Origin of the sequence: Streptomyces sodiiphilus, assembly GCF_039529215.1 — a bacterium.
GTDB classification, from domain to species: domain Bacteria; phylum Actinomycetota; class Actinomycetes; order Streptomycetales; family Streptomycetaceae; genus Streptomyces; species Streptomyces sodiiphilus.
In genome coordinates this window covers 183,573-199,354 of sequence record NZ_BAAAMJ010000008.1, presented here as the reverse complement: position 1 = coordinate 199,354, position 15,782 = coordinate 183,573, and the positions used below count along the sequence as shown (strand labels likewise).

14 protein-coding genes are annotated in these 15,782 nt (G+C 73.2%); 6 read left to right on the top strand and 8 right to left on the bottom strand.

Going from position 1 to position 15,782, the window contains the following annotated elements:
* Window positions 1-34 precede the first annotated feature (34 nt).
* Together ABD299_RS04180 and polX are read left to right on the top strand one after the other, a co-directional pair.
* Window positions 35-460, top strand: a complete 426-nt coding sequence (locus tag ABD299_RS04180) for a DUF2267 domain-containing protein (RefSeq protein ID WP_344258917.1) — start codon at window positions 35-37, stop codon at window positions 458-460.
* Window positions 461-472: 12 nt separating this feature from the next.
* A complete protein-coding gene (polX, locus tag ABD299_RS04175; protein ID WP_344258915.1) occupies window positions 473-2,209 on the top strand; it encodes a DNA polymerase/3'-5' exonuclease PolX in 1,737 nt (578 codons plus the stop codon).
* A 22-nt stretch (window positions 2,210-2,231) separates the two neighbouring features.
* Here polX and ABD299_RS04170 read toward each other — a convergent pair whose 3' ends face one another.
* From ABD299_RS04170 to ABD299_RS04160, 3 genes are all read right to left on the bottom strand, one after another.
* Entirely contained in the window at window positions 2,232-3,587 is a 1,356-nt protein-coding gene (locus ABD299_RS04170; RefSeq protein WP_344258914.1) for a phosphoribosyltransferase family protein, read from the bottom strand.
* Window positions 3,588-3,693: 106 nt separating this feature from the next.
* Window positions 3,694-6,357, bottom strand: a complete 2,664-nt coding sequence (locus ABD299_RS04165) for a SpoIIE family protein phosphatase (protein WP_344258913.1) — start codon at window positions 6,355-6,357, stop codon at window positions 3,694-3,696.
* A gap of 104 nt (window positions 6,358-6,461) precedes the next feature.
* Window positions 6,462-7,622, bottom strand: a complete 1,161-nt coding sequence (locus ABD299_RS04160; protein WP_344258912.1) for an alkaline phosphatase PhoX — start codon at window positions 7,620-7,622, stop codon at window positions 6,462-6,464.
* A gap of 469 nt (window positions 7,623-8,091) precedes the next feature.
* Here ABD299_RS04160 and ABD299_RS04155 point away from each other — a divergent pair, with 469 nt between their 5' ends.
* Window positions 8,092-8,862, top strand: coding sequence for a GAF and ANTAR domain-containing protein (locus tag ABD299_RS04155; RefSeq protein WP_344259030.1), 771 nt, complete (start codon window positions 8,092-8,094; stop codon window positions 8,860-8,862).
* A gap of 11 nt (window positions 8,863-8,873) precedes the next feature.
* On the opposite strand, the gene ABD299_RS04150 is transcribed toward ABD299_RS04155, so the two are convergent.
* A complete protein-coding gene (locus ABD299_RS04150; protein ID WP_344258911.1) occupies window positions 8,874-10,136 on the bottom strand; it encodes a polysaccharide deacetylase family protein in 1,263 nt (420 codons plus the stop codon).
* A 170-nt stretch (window positions 10,137-10,306) separates the two neighbouring features.
* Complete coding sequence (locus ABD299_RS04145) at window positions 10,307-11,308, bottom strand: NAD(P)/FAD-dependent oxidoreductase (RefSeq protein ID WP_344258909.1); 1,002 nt, start codon at window positions 11,306-11,308, stop codon at window positions 10,307-10,309.
* 88 nt (window positions 11,309-11,396) lie between these two features.
* On the opposite strand from ABD299_RS04145, the gene ABD299_RS04140 reads away from it, so the two are divergent.
* Window positions 11,397-11,975 carry a helix-turn-helix domain-containing protein gene (locus tag ABD299_RS04140; RefSeq protein ID WP_344258907.1) on the top strand — a complete coding sequence of 193 codons (579 nt, stop codon included), beginning with the start codon at window positions 11,397-11,399 and terminating at the stop codon, window positions 11,973-11,975.
* Between the two features lie 147 nt (window positions 11,976-12,122).
* A complete protein-coding gene (locus tag ABD299_RS04135) occupies window positions 12,123-12,773 on the top strand; it encodes a TMEM175 family protein (RefSeq protein ID WP_344258906.1) in 651 nt (216 codons plus the stop codon).
* Here ABD299_RS04135 and ABD299_RS04130 read toward each other — a convergent pair.
* The 3 genes from ABD299_RS04130 to ABD299_RS04120 all read right to left on the bottom strand — a co-directional run bounded on the left by ABD299_RS04130 (window position 12,764) and on the right by ABD299_RS04120 (window position 14,955).
* A complete protein-coding gene (locus tag ABD299_RS04130; protein WP_344258905.1) occupies window positions 12,764-13,741 on the bottom strand; it encodes a DsbA family protein in 978 nt (325 codons plus the stop codon). The two genes, ABD299_RS04135 and ABD299_RS04130, sit on opposite strands and share 10 nt — an antisense overlap.
* Window positions 13,742-13,882: 141 nt before the next feature.
* A complete protein-coding gene (locus ABD299_RS04125) occupies window positions 13,883-14,086 on the bottom strand; it encodes a DUF397 domain-containing protein (protein WP_344258904.1) in 204 nt (67 codons plus the stop codon).
* Entirely contained in the window at window positions 14,083-14,955 is an 873-nt protein-coding gene (locus ABD299_RS04120; protein ID WP_344258903.1) for a helix-turn-helix domain-containing protein, read from the bottom strand. Before ABD299_RS04120 ends, ABD299_RS04125 begins: the two co-directional genes overlap by 4 nt.
* A gap of 187 nt (window positions 14,956-15,142) precedes the next feature.
* On the opposite strand from ABD299_RS04120, the gene ABD299_RS04115 reads away from it, so the two are divergent.
* Window positions 15,143-15,763 carry an ATP-binding protein gene (locus tag ABD299_RS04115; RefSeq protein WP_344258902.1) on the top strand — a complete coding sequence of 207 codons (621 nt, stop codon included), beginning with the start codon at window positions 15,143-15,145 and terminating at the stop codon, window positions 15,761-15,763.
* The last annotated feature ends 19 nt before the right edge of the window (window positions 15,764-15,782 follow it).

Sequence of the window (15,782 nt, the reverse complement as noted above, 5' to 3'; positions counted from 1 at the left end):
GGATATCCGTGACCTTCCGGTGAAAGGGAAAACCATGTCCAAACGACCGGACAGCCTCGAGCACGCCCTGCACACCTCGCACACCTGGCTCAACAGCGTGGCCGAGGCGCTGGGAACAACCGACCACCAGCTCGCCTACCGCGCCCTGCGTGCCTGGCTGCACACCTTCCGCGACCGGCTCACCGTCGACGTCGCCGCCAACTTCGCCGCCCAGCTGCCCGAGCTGCTGCGCGGCGTGTACTACGAGGGCTGGGACCCGAGCACGGTTCCCGTCAAGTACGACCGGGAGGCTTTCACCGAGCGCTTCGCCCGGGAGGCGATCATCCCCGTCGAGGAGGTCCCGGACACGCTGTCCTCGATCACCGCGGGACTGCACCAGCGGCTGTCGCCCGGCCAGCTCGAACTGGTGCTCCAGCAGTTCCCGCACGACGTGCGCGCCCTGCTCCAGCCGCTGCCCTGAGGCCGCGGCGCCATGGCCCGCCCCAATGAGGAGGTCGCGGCGGTACTCCAGGAGTACGCCGGCCTCCTCGCCATCACCGGCCAGGACGCCTTCAAGGCCCGCGCCTACGAGAAGGCGGCGCGCGCCGTCGCCGGCCACCCGGCGGACATCGGCCGGCTGGACGAGGCGGACCTGCGGCAGATCCCCGGCGTCGGCCGCTCGATCGCCGGCAAGATCACCGAGTACCTGGAGACCGGCCGGATCCCGGCGCTGGAGGAGACCCGGACACAGATCCCGCCGGGCGTCCGGGAACTCGTCGCGGTGCCCGACCTGGGGCCCCGCAAGGCGATGACGCTCCACCGGGAACTCGGTGTCTCCTCCGTGGACGAACTGGCCGCCGCCGCCCGCGCCGGGCGCGTCCGCGACCTCAAGGGCTTCGGCGAGCGCACCGAGGCCCACATCCTGCACGGCGTGGAGCTGATGCGGCAGGCCGGGGACCGCATCCTGCTGGACGCCGCGACCGGGATCGCCGGGGAGATCGCGGCCGCCCTGCGGGAGGTGCCCGGCTGCGCGGACTGCGCGCCGGCCGGCTCGCTTCGCCGGATGAAGGAGACCGTCGGGGACATCGACATCCTCGTCGCGGCCCGCGACCCAGGACCGTTCATGGAGGCCCTCACCCGGCTCCCCCTGGCCGCGGAGACCGTCGTGCACGGGGACAAGAAGACCTCGGTGCGCACCTCCGCCGGGCTCCAGGTCGACCTGCGGGTGCTGCCCCCCGAGGCCTGGGGCTCCGGACTGCTCTACTTCACCGGCTCCCGGGCCCACAACGTCCGGGTCCGCGAGATCGCCGTCCGCCACGGCCTCAAGCTCTCCGAGTACGGCCTGTTCGACGCCGAGACCGGGAAACCGGTCGCCTCCGCCGCGCGGGAGGAGGACCTCTACGCGGCGCTCGGGCTGCCCTGGATACCGCCGGCCATGCGCGAGGACCGCGGCGAGATCGCCGCCGCGCTCCGCGGTGAGCTGCCCGGCCCGGTCACCGTCGACGATCTTCGCGGCGACCTGCACACGCACACCGACCTGACCGACGGCGTGGCCTCACTGGAGGACATGGCGGCCGCGGCGGCGCGGCGCGGCTACTCCTACTGGGCGGTGACCGACCACGCACCGGGGCTGGCCATGCAGCGCATGACCGACGAGAAGATCCTCCGCCAGCGCGAGCAGCTGCGCGCCCTGGCACGCCGGCACCGGGGCATGCGCCTGCTGCACGGCGCCGAGCTCAACATCGACGAGCACGGAGGGGTGGACTGGCCCGCGGAGTTCCTGGCCGGATTCGACGTGTGCGTCGCCTCCGTGCACTCGCACTTCGGCCTCGGGCGCCGGGAGCAGACCCGCCGTCTGGTGCGTGCCTGCGAGAATCCGCACGTCCACATCATCGGACACCCCACGACGCGCCGGATCGGCCGGCGGCCGGGCATCGACGCCGATCTCGACGAGGTCTTCGCCGCCTGTGCCCGCACCGGGACCGCCCTGGAGATCAACGGCAGCCCGCACCGGCTCGACCTGCGCGACGAGGACATCCTGCGGGCCCGGCGGTACGGCGTGCGGTTCGCGGTCGACAGCGACGCCCACTCCACCGCCGAACTGGACCAGGTGCGCTACGGAGTGGGAACCGCCCAGCGCGGCTGGCTCACCACGGACGACGTCATCAACACCTGGCCGCCGGCCCGGCTGCGCCGCTTCCTGCGCAAGGACCGTGCCCGGGCGGACTGATCCCCCTTCCGTGCCCGGCCGCTCAGCCGCCGGCGCCCTCCTGCCGGGCCGGGGGAGCGGCGAGGTGTCCGGTGAACCAGTCCCTGGCCAGCGCGGCGGCTTCCTCCAGGGTGCCGGGCTCCTCGAACAGGTGCGTGGCACCCGGCACCACCGCCAGCCGGCTCTCCCGGGTGCCCAGCTCCGCCAGTGCCTGGCGGTTCAGGTCCAGCACGACCGGGTCCTGCCCGCCGACGACGAGCAGCACCGGAGTCCGCACGTCCGCCAGCCGCGGCCCGGCCAGGTCGGGCCGGCCGCCCCGGGAGACCACCGCCGCGATCTGCCCGGGCCGGTCCGCGGCCAGCCACAGGGCCGCTCCGGCCCCGGTGCTCGCGCCGAAGCAGCCCACCGGCAGGTCCTGCGCGGCCGGCTGTCCCTTGAGCCATCCGATGACCTCCGACAGACGCCGGGCCAGCAGCCCGGTGTCGAAGACGTTGGCCCGGTCCCGCTCCTCGGCCTCGGTGAGCAGGTCGAACAGCAGCGTTCCCAGCCCCGCCTCCTGCAGCACCCCCGCCACGTAGCGGTTGCGGGGACTGTGCCGGCTGCTGCCGCTGCCGTGCACGAAGACCACCACGCCCGACGCCCCCGGCGGCACTGTCAGCCGCCCCTGGAGCGTCACGTCTCCCGCCCCCACGGCCACCTCGGTGTCCGTACCCGCGCCCGATTCCCCCCGGGGCTCCGGCCCGGCTCCCCCGGTGCGGCCGGCCGCCTCGTCCAGGCAGGCGATGACCTCCTCGTCGCCGGTCTGGGCGAAGTCGGCGTAGAACTGGCCGACCGCCATGAAGTCACGCGGGGTGTCCACGGCCACCAGGTCGTCGGCGTCCTCGCCCAGCCGCTCCTCCCAGCCTCGCGGGGCGACCGGCACCGCGAGAACCACCCGTGCCGCGCCGCGCCTGCGCGCCGACCGGCAGGCGGCGCGGGCGGTGGACCCGGTGGCGATGCCGTCGTCCACCAGCACGGCGGTGCGTCCCGTCAGGTCGGTGCGTTCCCGGCCCCGGCGGTAGTCGTGGGCGCGTCGTTCCAGCTCGGTCCGCTCGCGTGCCTCCACCCGGGCCAGCGCCTCGGACGAGGCGCCGGCCAGCCGGACGACCTCGTCGTTGATGACGCGGACCCCGTCCTCACCGATGGCCCCCATGCCGAGTTCGGGCTGGGAGGGCACACCGAGCTTGCGCACCACTCCCACGTCCAGCGGCGCGTCCAGCGCCGCGGCGACCTCGGCGGCGACCGGCAGTCCGCCGCGGGCGAGCCCGATGACCACCGGCTCCGCGTCGCGCAGCCCGTTCAGCCGCTCCAGCTCCTGGGCCAGTCTGCGCCCGGCCTCGGCACGATCGGTGAAGAACACGGCAGCCACCTCCGTCAGGCCCCCGTCGTCCGCTTCCGGTTCCCGGCGTACCCGCGGGGCACGGGTCCATTCCGTTCAGGGCCCCGCCGCCCCCTTCCGGCGCGTCTCACCCGTTCCCGCCCGGTGGGAAGGCGGTACCGGGCAGGGGCTGCTCGGCCCAGATCACCTTTCCCTCCGGGGTGTAGCGGGTGCCCCAGCGGTCGGCGAACTGGGCGACCAGGAACAGTCCCCTGCCGCCCTCGTCGGTGGCCTCGGCGTACCGCAGGTGCGGCGAGGTGCTGCTGGTGTCGGAGACCTCGCAGATCAGCGCGCGGTCGTGGAGCAGCCGGACCCGGATCGGGCCGCTGGCGTGGCGCAGTGCGTTGGTCACCAGCTCGCTGAGGATCAGCTCGGTGCTGAACGCGATGTCGTCCAGGTCCCAGGCGGTCAGCCGGCGGGAGACGTCCGCGCGGACCCGGGAGACGGCGGCCGGGTCGTCGGGGATGTACCACTCGGCCACCCGGCCGGGGTCCAGCACCCGGGTCCGGGCGACGAGCAGCGCGATGTCGTCCCCGGATCGGGCCGGGAGCATCGCGTCGAGCACCTGGCGGCAGGTCTCCTCCGGGGACCGGTCCGGGCCGGCCAGGGCATCGCGCAGCATCTCCAGCCCTTCGTCGATGTCCCGTGTGCGGTTCTCGACGAGGCCGTCGGTGTACAGCACCAGCCGGCTGCCCTCGGGCACCCGCTGCTCGGCCACCTGGAACGGCAGGCCGCCCAGGCCGAGCGGGGGACCGGCCGGCAGATCCCAGAACCGGACGCTTCCGTCCGGGTGCACCAGGGCGGGCTGCGGGTGACCGGCCCTGGCCATCGTGCAGGTGCGGGAGACCGGGTCGTAGACGGCGTACAGGCAGGTGGCCCCGGTGATCGCGCGGGCGCTGAGGCTGCTGGAGCCGGAGACGTCCGGCTCCTCGTGGTCGATGCGGGCCACCAGCTCGTCGAGATGCGCCAGCAGTTCGTCGGGCGGCAGGTCCAGGGTGGAGAAGTTGTGCACCGCGGTGCGCAGCCGGCCCATGGTGGCGGCGGCGTGCAGCCCGTGCCCCACGACATCGCCCACGACCAGGGCGACCCGGGCCCCGGACAGCGGGATCACGTCGAACCAGTCCCCGCCGACTCCGGCGTGGGCCGGCAGGTAGCGGGAGGCGACCTCCAGGGCGTTCTGTTCCGGCAGGCCGCGCGGCAGCAGGCTGCGCTGGAGCGTCACGGCCATGGTGTGCTCCCGGGTGTACCGGCCGGCGTTGTCGATGCTCACGGCGGCGCGGGCGGCCAGCTCCTCGGCGAGCGAGAGGTCCTCGGCGTCGAACGGCTCCCGGTCGCCCGAGCGGTAGAAACGGGCCACGCCCAGCACCTCGCCGCCCGCGCGCAGGGGCACCGTGCACAGCGAGCGGATGCCGCGGCGCTCGAGCTGTGCGGTGACCTCGGCGGGCTCGGGCCTGCCGTCGGTCAGTTCCCAGAGCCGGGGCACGGCGGTGAGGGCTTCTCCCAGCTCGCCCGGCGGATACAGCGGGACCCGCCGGTCGGTGCCGCTGGTGGCCGCGCGGCTCAGCCCGGGGGAGGGCCGCAGCGGCTCGTCGCCCCGCGTGGCCCTCTCGGTCAGGTCCACGGTGGCGTGGTCGGCGAACCGGGGGACCACCACGTCCGCCAGGTCCTGGGCCGTCCGCGTCACGTCCAGCGTGGTGCCCATGCGCACCCCCGCGTCGTACAGCAGCCGCAGCCGCCGCTGGGCGGTCTCGGCCCGTCCGGACAGGGCGCGCAGTTCGGTGGTGTCGCGGAAGGTGGCGACGCTTCCGGCCGGGCCGCCGTGCACGTCGGTCGGCTGCTGGTTGACGGCCAGCAGCCGGTCCCCGGCCATGTGCACCTCGTCCGCGGCGGGCCGTCGCGAGGTGAGCAGTTCCGCGGTGGCCGGCTCCAGCCCGAGGTCGGTGGCGTGCCGGCCCTCGGCGTCGGCGGGCAGTTCCAGCAGTCGGCGGGCCTCGTCGTTGGCGAGCAGCAGCCGGCCCTCTCCGTCGAGGATGAGGACGCCCTCCCGGACGGCGTGCAGCACGGCGTCGTGGTGCTCGTACATGCGGGCCATCTCCAGCGGGCCCAGTCCGTGCGTCTGGCGGGACAGTCGTCTGCTGAGCGCAGCGGTCCCGAAGACGGCCAGCGCGAGGCCCGCGGCGCCGGTGCCCAGCAGCAGGGGGAGTTCGCGGCCGACCTCCTCGGCGACCGAGGAGACGGTGATGCCGGCGGCGACCAGGGCGATGATCGAGCCGTCGGGGCCGTAGACGGGAGCCACGGCCTGCACGGCCGGGCCCAGTGGGCTGGCGATGCTCTCGGTGACGGTCGCCCCGAGGCGTGCGGGGGTGATGGTGCCGACGAAGCGTTCGCCGATCCGGTCGGGGTTGGGGTGGGTGTAGCGGACACCGTCGGTCGTCATCACCACGACGAAGTCGACACCGGAGCGTACTCTGACGCGGTTGGTGAGCGGCTGGAGGGCGGTGCTGGGGTTCTCCCGCATCAGCATCTCGTTCAGGCCGGGGGCCCTGGAGAAGGTCTCGGCGACGGAGACGGCGCGGGCCTCGGCCTCGCGCTCGTTCTCGCGCTGGGTCTGCAGGACCAGCACGGCCCCCCACACGGTGACCAGCATCAGGACGATCACCATCTGCAGCACGAACACCTGGCCGGCGGCGCTCCGGCCGCCGAGCCACCGGGGCCGGGGGAGCGACGCCGTGAAGCGCCCGATTCGTGCCATAGTACGCCCATAGTGACATTCGCCCGCAGGTGCGGGCGAACGCTGGTGGGCGGACCGTGGCACGGCGCCCCGGTCCGGTGGCCCGGCGGGGGTTCCGGGACCGGTCAGCGGAAGGCGCCGGTCACTTCGTAGGTGATGCCGCCGGACGAGCTGCCGGAGGTGCCGCGCTGCGAGGAGAAGTACAGGCGGTTGCCGGCCGGGTTGAAGGCCGGACCGCAGATCTCCGAGGAGTTCTGTCCGGTGATCCGCAGGAAGGGGGCCACCGTTCCGTCCGGGGTGATGATGCAGATCTCCATGTTCCCGCCGTCCTCGGCGACGAACAGGTCGCCGCCGGCCGAACCGGTGATGTTGTCCACCCCGGTGAGCGGTGGGTTCGGGGTGAGGTTGTCGTCGTAGACCAGCTCGTAGGTGTTGTCGGCGGCGTTGAACTGCCAGACCCGGTTGTCGCCCTTGGTGGTGAAGTAGCACTTCCCGGCGGCGTAGTAGCAGCCCTCGCCGCCGTTGAACCGCTTGGCGCCGCTGACCTGGCTGCGGGTGGGGGTGGAGCCGGAGCCCGGAGTGGGGTTGGGGACGCGGGCCCAGGTCGCGGTGCCCGAGGTCGCCGATCCGGCCACCATGACCTCCAGGGTCCCGCCCTCGGAGAGGCTGCCCCAGGTGTTCGGGCGGAACCGGTAGAAGCAGCCGTTGGTCTCGTCCTCGGTCAGGTAGATCACCCGGCGGTCCGGGTCACAGGCGGCGGCCTCGTGCTTGAAGCGGCCCATGGCGTCGCGGCGGGTGGCGGCGGTGATGCCGCGCGGGTCGGTCTCCCACACGTAGCCGTAGGGCACCTCCTCGCAGGACAGCCAGGTGTTCCAGGGGGTGGCGCCGCCGGCGCAGTTGCGGTCGGTCCCCGACAGTGTGCGGTACGCGCCGGTGACGGTGCCGCTGCTGTTGAACCGCAGCGCGCTGACGCCGCCGGAGGGCCGGCCGAGCTCGGCGTTGGAGACGTAGATCCAGCCGGACCCGTCCGGGAAGCAGGCGCCGCCGTCGGGAGCGCCGTGCCAGACGTAGCCGGTACCCGGGACGGTCCGGCCGGAGCGGGCCACCACCCGGCTGGTGAACCCGGCGGGCAGCCGGATGCCGTTGGCGTCCGCTGCCTGCAGCGGCCCGTAGGGGCTGGGGCCGGTCTGGGCGGGAGCCGCGAAGGACTCCTTGGTCATGGTGAAGCCGAGCGCCACCGGAGTGGCGCCCAGCACGGCGGCACGGAGAAACGTACGACGTTCCACAACTGCTCCTTCGGGTAGGAACCCTCGACGTGGCCACCGGGAAGTTACGGGCCGGCCGCGGACCGGCACAGCGCCCGTCCGGTGAACGGTTCCTTTCCTTCCGGTGTGCGAACCCCCTGGTGAACGGGGGTCACCCGGACGGGGAAGCCGGAACGAGGGGTGGGTGAACACTCGCGCCGCCGGAGTCGGCTGCTGCGGGTCGAGGGGGGGCGTTGTGGCGTGCCGCCGGACATGAGACGATCGGGTAACTGTTGCCGCACGACACTAGTTGCCCAATGCAATTATTTTACCGGGACGCCAACGGGGTACTCGCTCCCGTCGAGGTGAACGAGCCCGACGTACCGGGCCCCGTCCACCCGTCCGGCTCATCCGCCGGACGGCGGACGGTCCCGGTGCGGGCGGAGCGCCAGCGCCCGGCCGGCCACGGGGGAGAAGGCCGACCGGACGGGTCAGGAGGTACCCGTTGACCATGCACGATCTCCCCGCCGAGAAGGACACGCCCCAGTCCGCTGCCGAAGCCGGGACCACCCAGCTCATGGGGCTGCTCCTGGCCGCCGAAGGACTGGAGGAGTTCCTCGAAGGGCTGGCCGAACGCGCCGCCGGAGCGGCCGGAATCCCGCTGTCCTGCGGTGTCACCGTCCAGCCCGGGGAAAGCGGGCCGGTCACGGCGGGCAACGACCCCCGGGCCGTCGGCCTCGACGAGGAGCAGTACGCGGCCGGAGAGGGGCCGGGCCTGGACGCCCTGCGCTTCCGGGACACCCAGCACCTTCTGGACACCGCCGACGCCGACGCCGACCGCTGGCAGCACTTCCGCGGCAGGGCCCTGGCGCACGGCGTCCGCAGCGCCCTGTCACTCCCCCTGATCGTGCCGGGGGACGTCCGCCCCGCCGGCTCCCTCACCCTTTACGCCCCGCGGGCCGCCGCCTTCGACACGCAGGCCCGGGAACGGGTGGAGATCTTCGCCCGCCAGGCGGCCGTCGCGCTCGGGGTGAGCCGGAAGATCGCGGACCTGGTGGAGACCACCGAGGACCTGCACGCGGCCCTCGCCTCCCGGCCCGTCATCGACCAGGCCCTGGGCATCATCATGGCCCAGCGCCGCTGCGACTCCGAGGTGGCCTTCACCGTGCTGCGCCGCGCTTCCCAGCGCCAGAACGACAAGCTGCTCACCGTCGCGCGCCGCTTCATCGAGCACATCACCGGCAAGCCACCCGTCGTCCGCCCCTTCCGCCCCCGCCGCTGACCCGGGCGGTCCTACGCGGGCACCACCGACTGCCAGCCGCCCAGCGGGGCCTGGCCGACTCCCAGGCCCCGGAGGTTCTCCACCACCTCGGGGGTCTGGGCCTCCAGCCAGTCGCAGAGCTGCCGGAACGACACGAACCGCACCTCGTCGTGGGTCGCCATCTCCCGCAGCGCGTCCTCGACGGCGTCCATGTAGATGCCGCCGTTCCACTGCTCGAAGTGGTTGCCGATGAACAGCGGCGCCCGGTTGGAGGAGTAGGCACGCTCGAAGCCTGCGACGAACGTCCCCCGGGCCTCCTCGCGCCACCGCGCGTACTGGGACGGGTCGCCGTTGGTGGTGCCCGACTGGTTGGCCAGGATGTTGTAGTCCATGGACAGCACCTCGAAGCTGTAGCCGGGGAACGGCAGCAGCTGGAGCGGGAAGTCCCACACCTCCCCCCGGCGGACCGGCCACGTCTGGTGCCTGCCCGGCGAGCTGGCGTCGTAGCGCCAGCCGAGATCCGCGGCGGTGGGCAGCAGATTCTCCTGGCCCAGCAGGCACGGGGTACGGCCGCCGACGAGTTCCTCGGTGTAGTCGAAGGGCAGCGGCTCCAGGTCGTCGAAGCCGGTGTTGGTCCGCCACTGCGTGACGAACGCCACCGCCTGGTCTATCTCGCTGCGCCAGTCCTCCGGGCTCCAGTGCTCCACGGACCCGGGGCCGCCGCAGAAGTGGCCGTTGAAGTGGGTGCCTATCTCGTGGCCCTCCAGCCAGGACGCCCTCAGCTGCTTCAGGGTCTCGCGGATGGCGGCGTCGCTGAGATAGCCGATGTCGGAGGCTCCCTGCGGGTTGCCCGGCGGGTGATAGAGGTCCCGCCGGGACTCCGGCAGCAGATACAGCCCGGACAGGAAGAAGGTCATGGACCCGCCTATGTCCTGGGCGACCTTCCGGAACCGGGAGAACAGCCCGTCGTCCAGCGAGGCCGCGCCGTCCCAGGAGGCGACGACGAACTGCGGCGGACGCTCACCGCGCTCCAGCCGCCGCGCCTCCGGCTGCCCGGGCTGCGGCCCGGTGTACGCGGTGGAACCGTCCCCGATGAGTCTCGGGTGCTCCACGCTGGGGTCCGGCTCCACGGTCGGCGTGGGATCCGGCGTCCAGTCGTCGGCCCCTGTCGGGATCGGCGGCCTGGCACATCCGGCCAGCCCCGGCGCGCCGGCTCCGAGCAGTCCTGCGGCGCCCAGGCCCAGCAGGCTCCGGCGGCTGGGTCTGCCGGGGCGGAAGCGCGGGTCGGTGGTCATGCGAGTTCCCCCGTTCGTCGCCGCGCCGCGCGTACGGAAGACCTTCACACGGCGCGCCATGTCTCCTCACACGATTGGACAGTCCGAGCGGCGACGCGGACGTCACGACGAGGCAACAACCGGGCACCGATCGGCCCGCGCGTCGCGCCGGGCCGGACCCCGCCGTGACGTCAGCGGGCGGATGTCCCGCCCGCGGCGAGGGCCGCCTCGGTGTCCGCGGCGGCCAGCAGGGCGTTGATGTGGGCCCCGGCCAGGGCGCCGGCCGCCGCGGAGGCACCGACCTGGGCCATGGGGTCGGTGGCGTTGCCGGCCACCCATACGCCCGGCACCTCGGTGCTGCCGGCCGTGCCGGAGACGAAACGGCGGCCCATCCCGTCGGGCAGGTCCTCCACCGGCAGCTTCAGACCGTCCAGCCCTTCGCTGCGGACCTCCAGTCGCGTGGCGACCGCCAGGACACGGCGGCTCACCACCCGGCCGTCGGCCAGGCGTACTCCCGCCAGGCTGCCGTCCTCGTTGTCCAGCACGTCCCGCACCGGGGTGTCGACGACGCGGATGCCCCGGGCGGCGAACCGGGCCCTGATGTCCTTCTCCAGGTGGGTGCCGTGCGTGAAGTAGGTCAGGTCCTCGGTCAGCTGGCGGAAGAGGAGCGCGTGGTGGACGGAGGCCGGGCCGGTGGCGAGGATGCCGATGGGCTCGTCGCGCACCTCCCAGCCGTGGCAGTACGGGCAGTGCACCACGCCGTGCCCCCAGTGCCGGGCCAGGCCGGGGACCTCCGGCAGGACGTCACGCAGGCCGGTGGCCACCAGCACCCGGCGCGCGGTCACGCTCCGGCCGTCGGCGAGGGCGACGGTGAAGCGCGGATCCCCCTCGGCCGCCGGGGCGGCGGGCTCGGCCGAGGCCACCTCGCCGTGGACGACGCGGCCGCCGTACTGACGCACCTGCTCCCGGCCCCGCCCGAGGATCTCGGCGGGCGGCATGCCGTCCAGGACGAGGAAGCCGTGCATGGCCCCGGCCGGCGCGTTGCGCGGCGTTCCGCTGTCGATCACCACGACCGAGCGCCGGGAGCGGGCGAGCATCAGCGCACCGTTCAGCCCCGCCGCACCGCCGCCGATCACCACCGCGTCCACGGTCCCACCGGGCAGTGCGTCACTCGCGTACGGAGAAGTCGTCACAGCAAGGCCTCCTGCTTCCACATGTGCGGCCCGGACGCTCCGAACCGACTGCCTCGACGCTAGCCCCGGTTTGCGTTGACGGCATACTATGCTGCGTATGACGCAAGAAGATGGCGAGCTGGACGGCCTCGTACGCAAGCGGATCCGCGCCCTGCGGGTGGCGCAGGGCTGGTCCCTGGAGGAGCTGGCCGGCCGCGCCGGCATCAGCCAGTCCTCACTGAGCCGCATCGAGAACGGCCGGCGCCGCCTCGCGCTGGACCAGCTCGTCATCCTCGCCCGCGCCCTGGACACCACGCTGGATCAGCTCGTGGAGAGCGCCGCCGACGACGTCGTCACCAGCCCCGTGATCGACAGCGCCCACGGCATGATGCGCTGGGCCGTGAAGGCCGACCCCGGCATGATCGTCGTGCGCCGGCGCCTGACCGGACCGCCGCCCGCGGATCCGGCGCGCATGCGTGCCCATCCGGGACATGAATGGCTCGTCGTCCTGTCCGGCACCGCGGCCCTCATGCTCGGCAACCGCCGCTACCGCATCGAGACCCACCAGGCCGCCGAGTTCCCCACGATGATGCCGCACGCGATCGGCGCCGAGGGCGGCCCGTGCGAGATCCTGGGCATCTTCGACCGCGACGCCCGCCGCGGCCACCGGAACGAGGGCGACGACTGAGGGCCGTCGCGCGCCGGAACACGGATCCGGGCTCCGGTGCGAGCGCGAGCGCGGTGCCCTTGGAGACGTGCGGGGCCGCGGGGGCGATTCGCGGTGTCACCGGCGTGTGACACGGGGTGAGAGTGCGCCCGTCCCTAGAGTGCGGACGTGGACAGCTCAGCCGCCGGCACCGTGGCCGGGCCGCAGGGCGCCGAGCGCCTGACCGCCCTGTCCGACGGCGTCTTCGCCATCGCCATGACCCTGCTGGTGCTGGACCTCTCCGTCCCCCCGGGGCTGGGCGACGAGGCCTTCCGCTCGGCCCTGCACGGCACCCTGCCGAACCTGGGCGCCTACGCGCTGAGCTTCGTGGTCATCGCCCGGTACTGGCAGGGCCACCGTCGGCTCCTGGCAGAGCTGCCCACCCTCGACGCGCAGGTCACGGCGCTGACCCTGCTGGGCCTCGCGCTGATCGCCCTGCTGCCGTTCCCCACCTCGCTGCTCGCGGAGTACAGCGACCAGTCGCCCGCCGTCGCCGTCTACGCGGGCACCGTGGCCGCGACCCTGGCGGTGCACGTGGCCCTGCTGCTCATCGTCCACCGGCAGCGCCGCCTGCGGGGCGAGCCGGGCGACGCGCGCCGCCGGCGCCTGGAGGTCGCCGACCTCGGTGTCACTCTCGTGGTCTTCGCCCTCGCGGTACCTCTGGCGTTCCTCTCACCGGGCGGCGCGCTCCTGTTCTGGCTCTCCCTGGTCCCCGCCAAGGTCGTCATCGGACTGCTCCAGCGCCGCGCGGCCCGTGACGCGGCTCCCGGTCAGCCGTAGTCCGGGTTCATGGCCGCCGCCACCCGCAGGTGTGCCGTGGCCTCCCGCTCGCGGCCCTGCCGCTGGAGGACCCGGCCGAGCAGCAGCTGGACGTAGGAGTCGTCGGGCGCCTCGGCGGCCAGCGCGCGCAGCGCCTCCTCGGCGCGCCGGAGCTGAGCGGAGTGGAACCAGGCGCGGGCGGCCAGCAGCCGCACGCCCCGGTCGGTGCCGTGCTCCTCCAGCAGGGGACGGAGCAGGGTGAGCGCGCCCAGCGGGTCGCCGCCGTCCAGCAGCGCCTCGGCCAGCCGCAGGCGCTCCACCTCGGCGGGCAGCTCACGCGGCGTGTGCCGGGCGGCCAGGTGCAGGAAGTCGGTGATTGCCTGCGGGTGCCGGGCGCCGGTGAGCGCCTGGCCGTTCACCACCAGCGTCGGCGAGGTGGTCACCCCCGTGGCCTTGCCCCGCAGCAGCAGCTCGGTGACCTCGTCCGCCCCCGCGCCGGACGCCAGCAGGTCCCCTCCCTCGGCGAATCCGGCCCGCCGGGCCACCCGGGCCAGCACGTCGTGGTCGCTGATGTCGAGGGCCTCCACGAAGTGGGCCCGCATCACCGCCTCGGCCACTGCCCCCTGGAGCGGGGCGCCGCCGTGCTCGCCGGCGAGGTGGAGCAGCCGGTGCGCGTCCTGACTGGAAGCCCGCCAGGCCGCGCCCCAGCGCGGGCCGATGCCCTCGGCGGCGGCCGCCTCCGCGACCCGCTCCTGGTTCTCCACGGGGGACAGGCCCGGGGCGGACTGCCGCGGTGCCTCCCCGGCCCCCGGCTCGGCCAGGATGCCCGCCGCCGGGGTGGCCTCGGCGGGGGCCGTCGGGTCGATGCGGAACGGCCGCCAGACCACCTCGGCCTCGGCGCCGTCCCAGGAGGCCAGCGCCTTCTCCAGCCGCCGCTTGCCGATGTAGGCCCAGGGGCAGACGACGTCGGCCCACATCTCGATACGCATGCCACCGAGGCTAATCGACACCTGTTTCCCGACCGGCGCCATCACCGCCTGGACCCCCGCCCGCCGGCGGACACCGCCCTGGCCACCTGGCGGCTCTTCCGCAGCGGACAGACGGGCGGGCGCCCCGGCGGACGGTCCGGCTCAGCGCAACCGGTCGAGGAAGGCGTTCCACGCCTCGTGGCGGAACGCGAGGACAGGTCCCGAGGGCCGCTTGCTGTCACGGACGGGAACGACGTCCGCGACGTTGCCCGCCACTTCGACGCAGTCACCCTGACCGCCGCTGTGGTTGCTGGTGCGCCATATCGCTTCCGCTGCAAGCGGATCTGTAACGGCTCCGGGTGTCATGACGTGTACTCCTTGGCGAGGCGCCGGATGAGTGCGAGCGACTCCGCCGGTGGCAGTGCTGTCGTGCGTGCGTCATCGAAGAGCGCGCGGTAACACGTGACCTCGGGTTCCCTCTCCAGCCAGATGTTGCCGCTCGGAGTCTCCGTGAGGACCAGGTCGAGCGATGCCACTTGCGGGAAGCTCATCAGCAGGTACGGGCCGAACATACTCGAGTGCGCGCCGCGCGAGAACGGGAGCACCTGGACGGTCACGTTGGGCTGCTCGGCCATGGTGAGTAGATACTCGAGCTGCGCACGCATCACCGAGGGACCGCCGACCTGTTGGTGCAGTGCTCCTTCGGCGAGCACGGCCCAGAACTCCATGGGCGATTCCCCGGTGAGCCGTTTCTGTCTGGCAAGCCGTACGTTCACGAACTGGTCGATCTCCTCGGGCGTCTGCCAGGTGCGGGAGGCGACGGTGACAGCTCTGCCGTACTCGGCGGTCTGCAGAAGGCCGGGAACCAGTTGTACCTGGTACGTCCTGAGGCGGTCACAGATGGACTCCATCTCGATCTGGTCCCTGTAGGTGTCGCCGAGAACGGGGTCGTACTGGTGCCACCACCCCTCCCGGCGCCGCCGGTTCGCCCGGCGCGCCAGGGTGCCGAGGCGCTCGCACACCTGCGGATCCTCAATGCCGTACGCGTGCACGAGAGCGTTCAGATCCGGGGAACGGACGGGCACGTGGCCGTTCTCGATGCGGCTGATCTTTCCCTTCGTGCAGTCGAGAACTGCTGCGGCGTCAGCTGTCGAAAGCCGGGCCCGCTCTCGGTATCTGCGCAGTTCGTCGCCGAGTTGGCGCCCCAGCACGGTTGACGGTTTCACGGTTGGCATAAGCAACTGCCTATCAGAGCGCGAAGGCTGGTGGCCTCGCAAATACCCGAACGGGTGAATCGTGCGTCGATGCGCCATTCAACGTTGCGCCAGCTGTGTCCGTGCCGTCACGCTTCGTACGGCGGGCAGCTCAACCCTGCTGTACCGCGCGAATCCCGCCACCGGCGATCGACCATTGGGGGCTGTCATGGCCGCACTGCACGACATCACCTGCCGTCTCGCTCGTTGCTCCAGCAGCGTGCCCAGAGCCCGAGCGCTGCTGCACGCTGTGCTGGACTGCTGGTGCGTCGGCCAGGAAGCCTGCGACGCGGCCGAGTTGGTGCTGTCGGAACTGGTCACCAACGCGCTCAAGGCCCCCGACCCCGGCGGGGGACAGGTAGGTGTGCGCATCGCGCGTTCCGAGGAGGACGGCCTGCTGCGGCTGGAGGTGAGCGACGCCGGCGGGGGCAGGCCCCAGGTGCGAAGCCCCGCCGAGGACGAGACGGGCGGGCGAGGGCTGTTGCTCGTGGACTTGCTGGCCCACCGCTGGGGCGTCCAGGAGTGCGTGGGGGCGGTCGGCAAGACGGTGTGGGCCGAGCTGAAGGCCCCGGACGTCGTCCCCGTCCCGGCCGGGACGACGGTCGCGGCGGTGACCGTCCGTCCGGGGCAGCGCGTCCGGCTGCGGGAGGAGTGGCGGACTATCCGCGGCGTGCGCGCCGAGCACTACACCTCGGGCGGACTGGCCGTTCTGCTGAGCCTGGACGACGGGCAGGTGCTCCGGCTGCACGCCGCCGAGCCGGTCACCGTACTGGACGAGGGGAGTGCCTGAGACGCGAGACGGCCCGGCG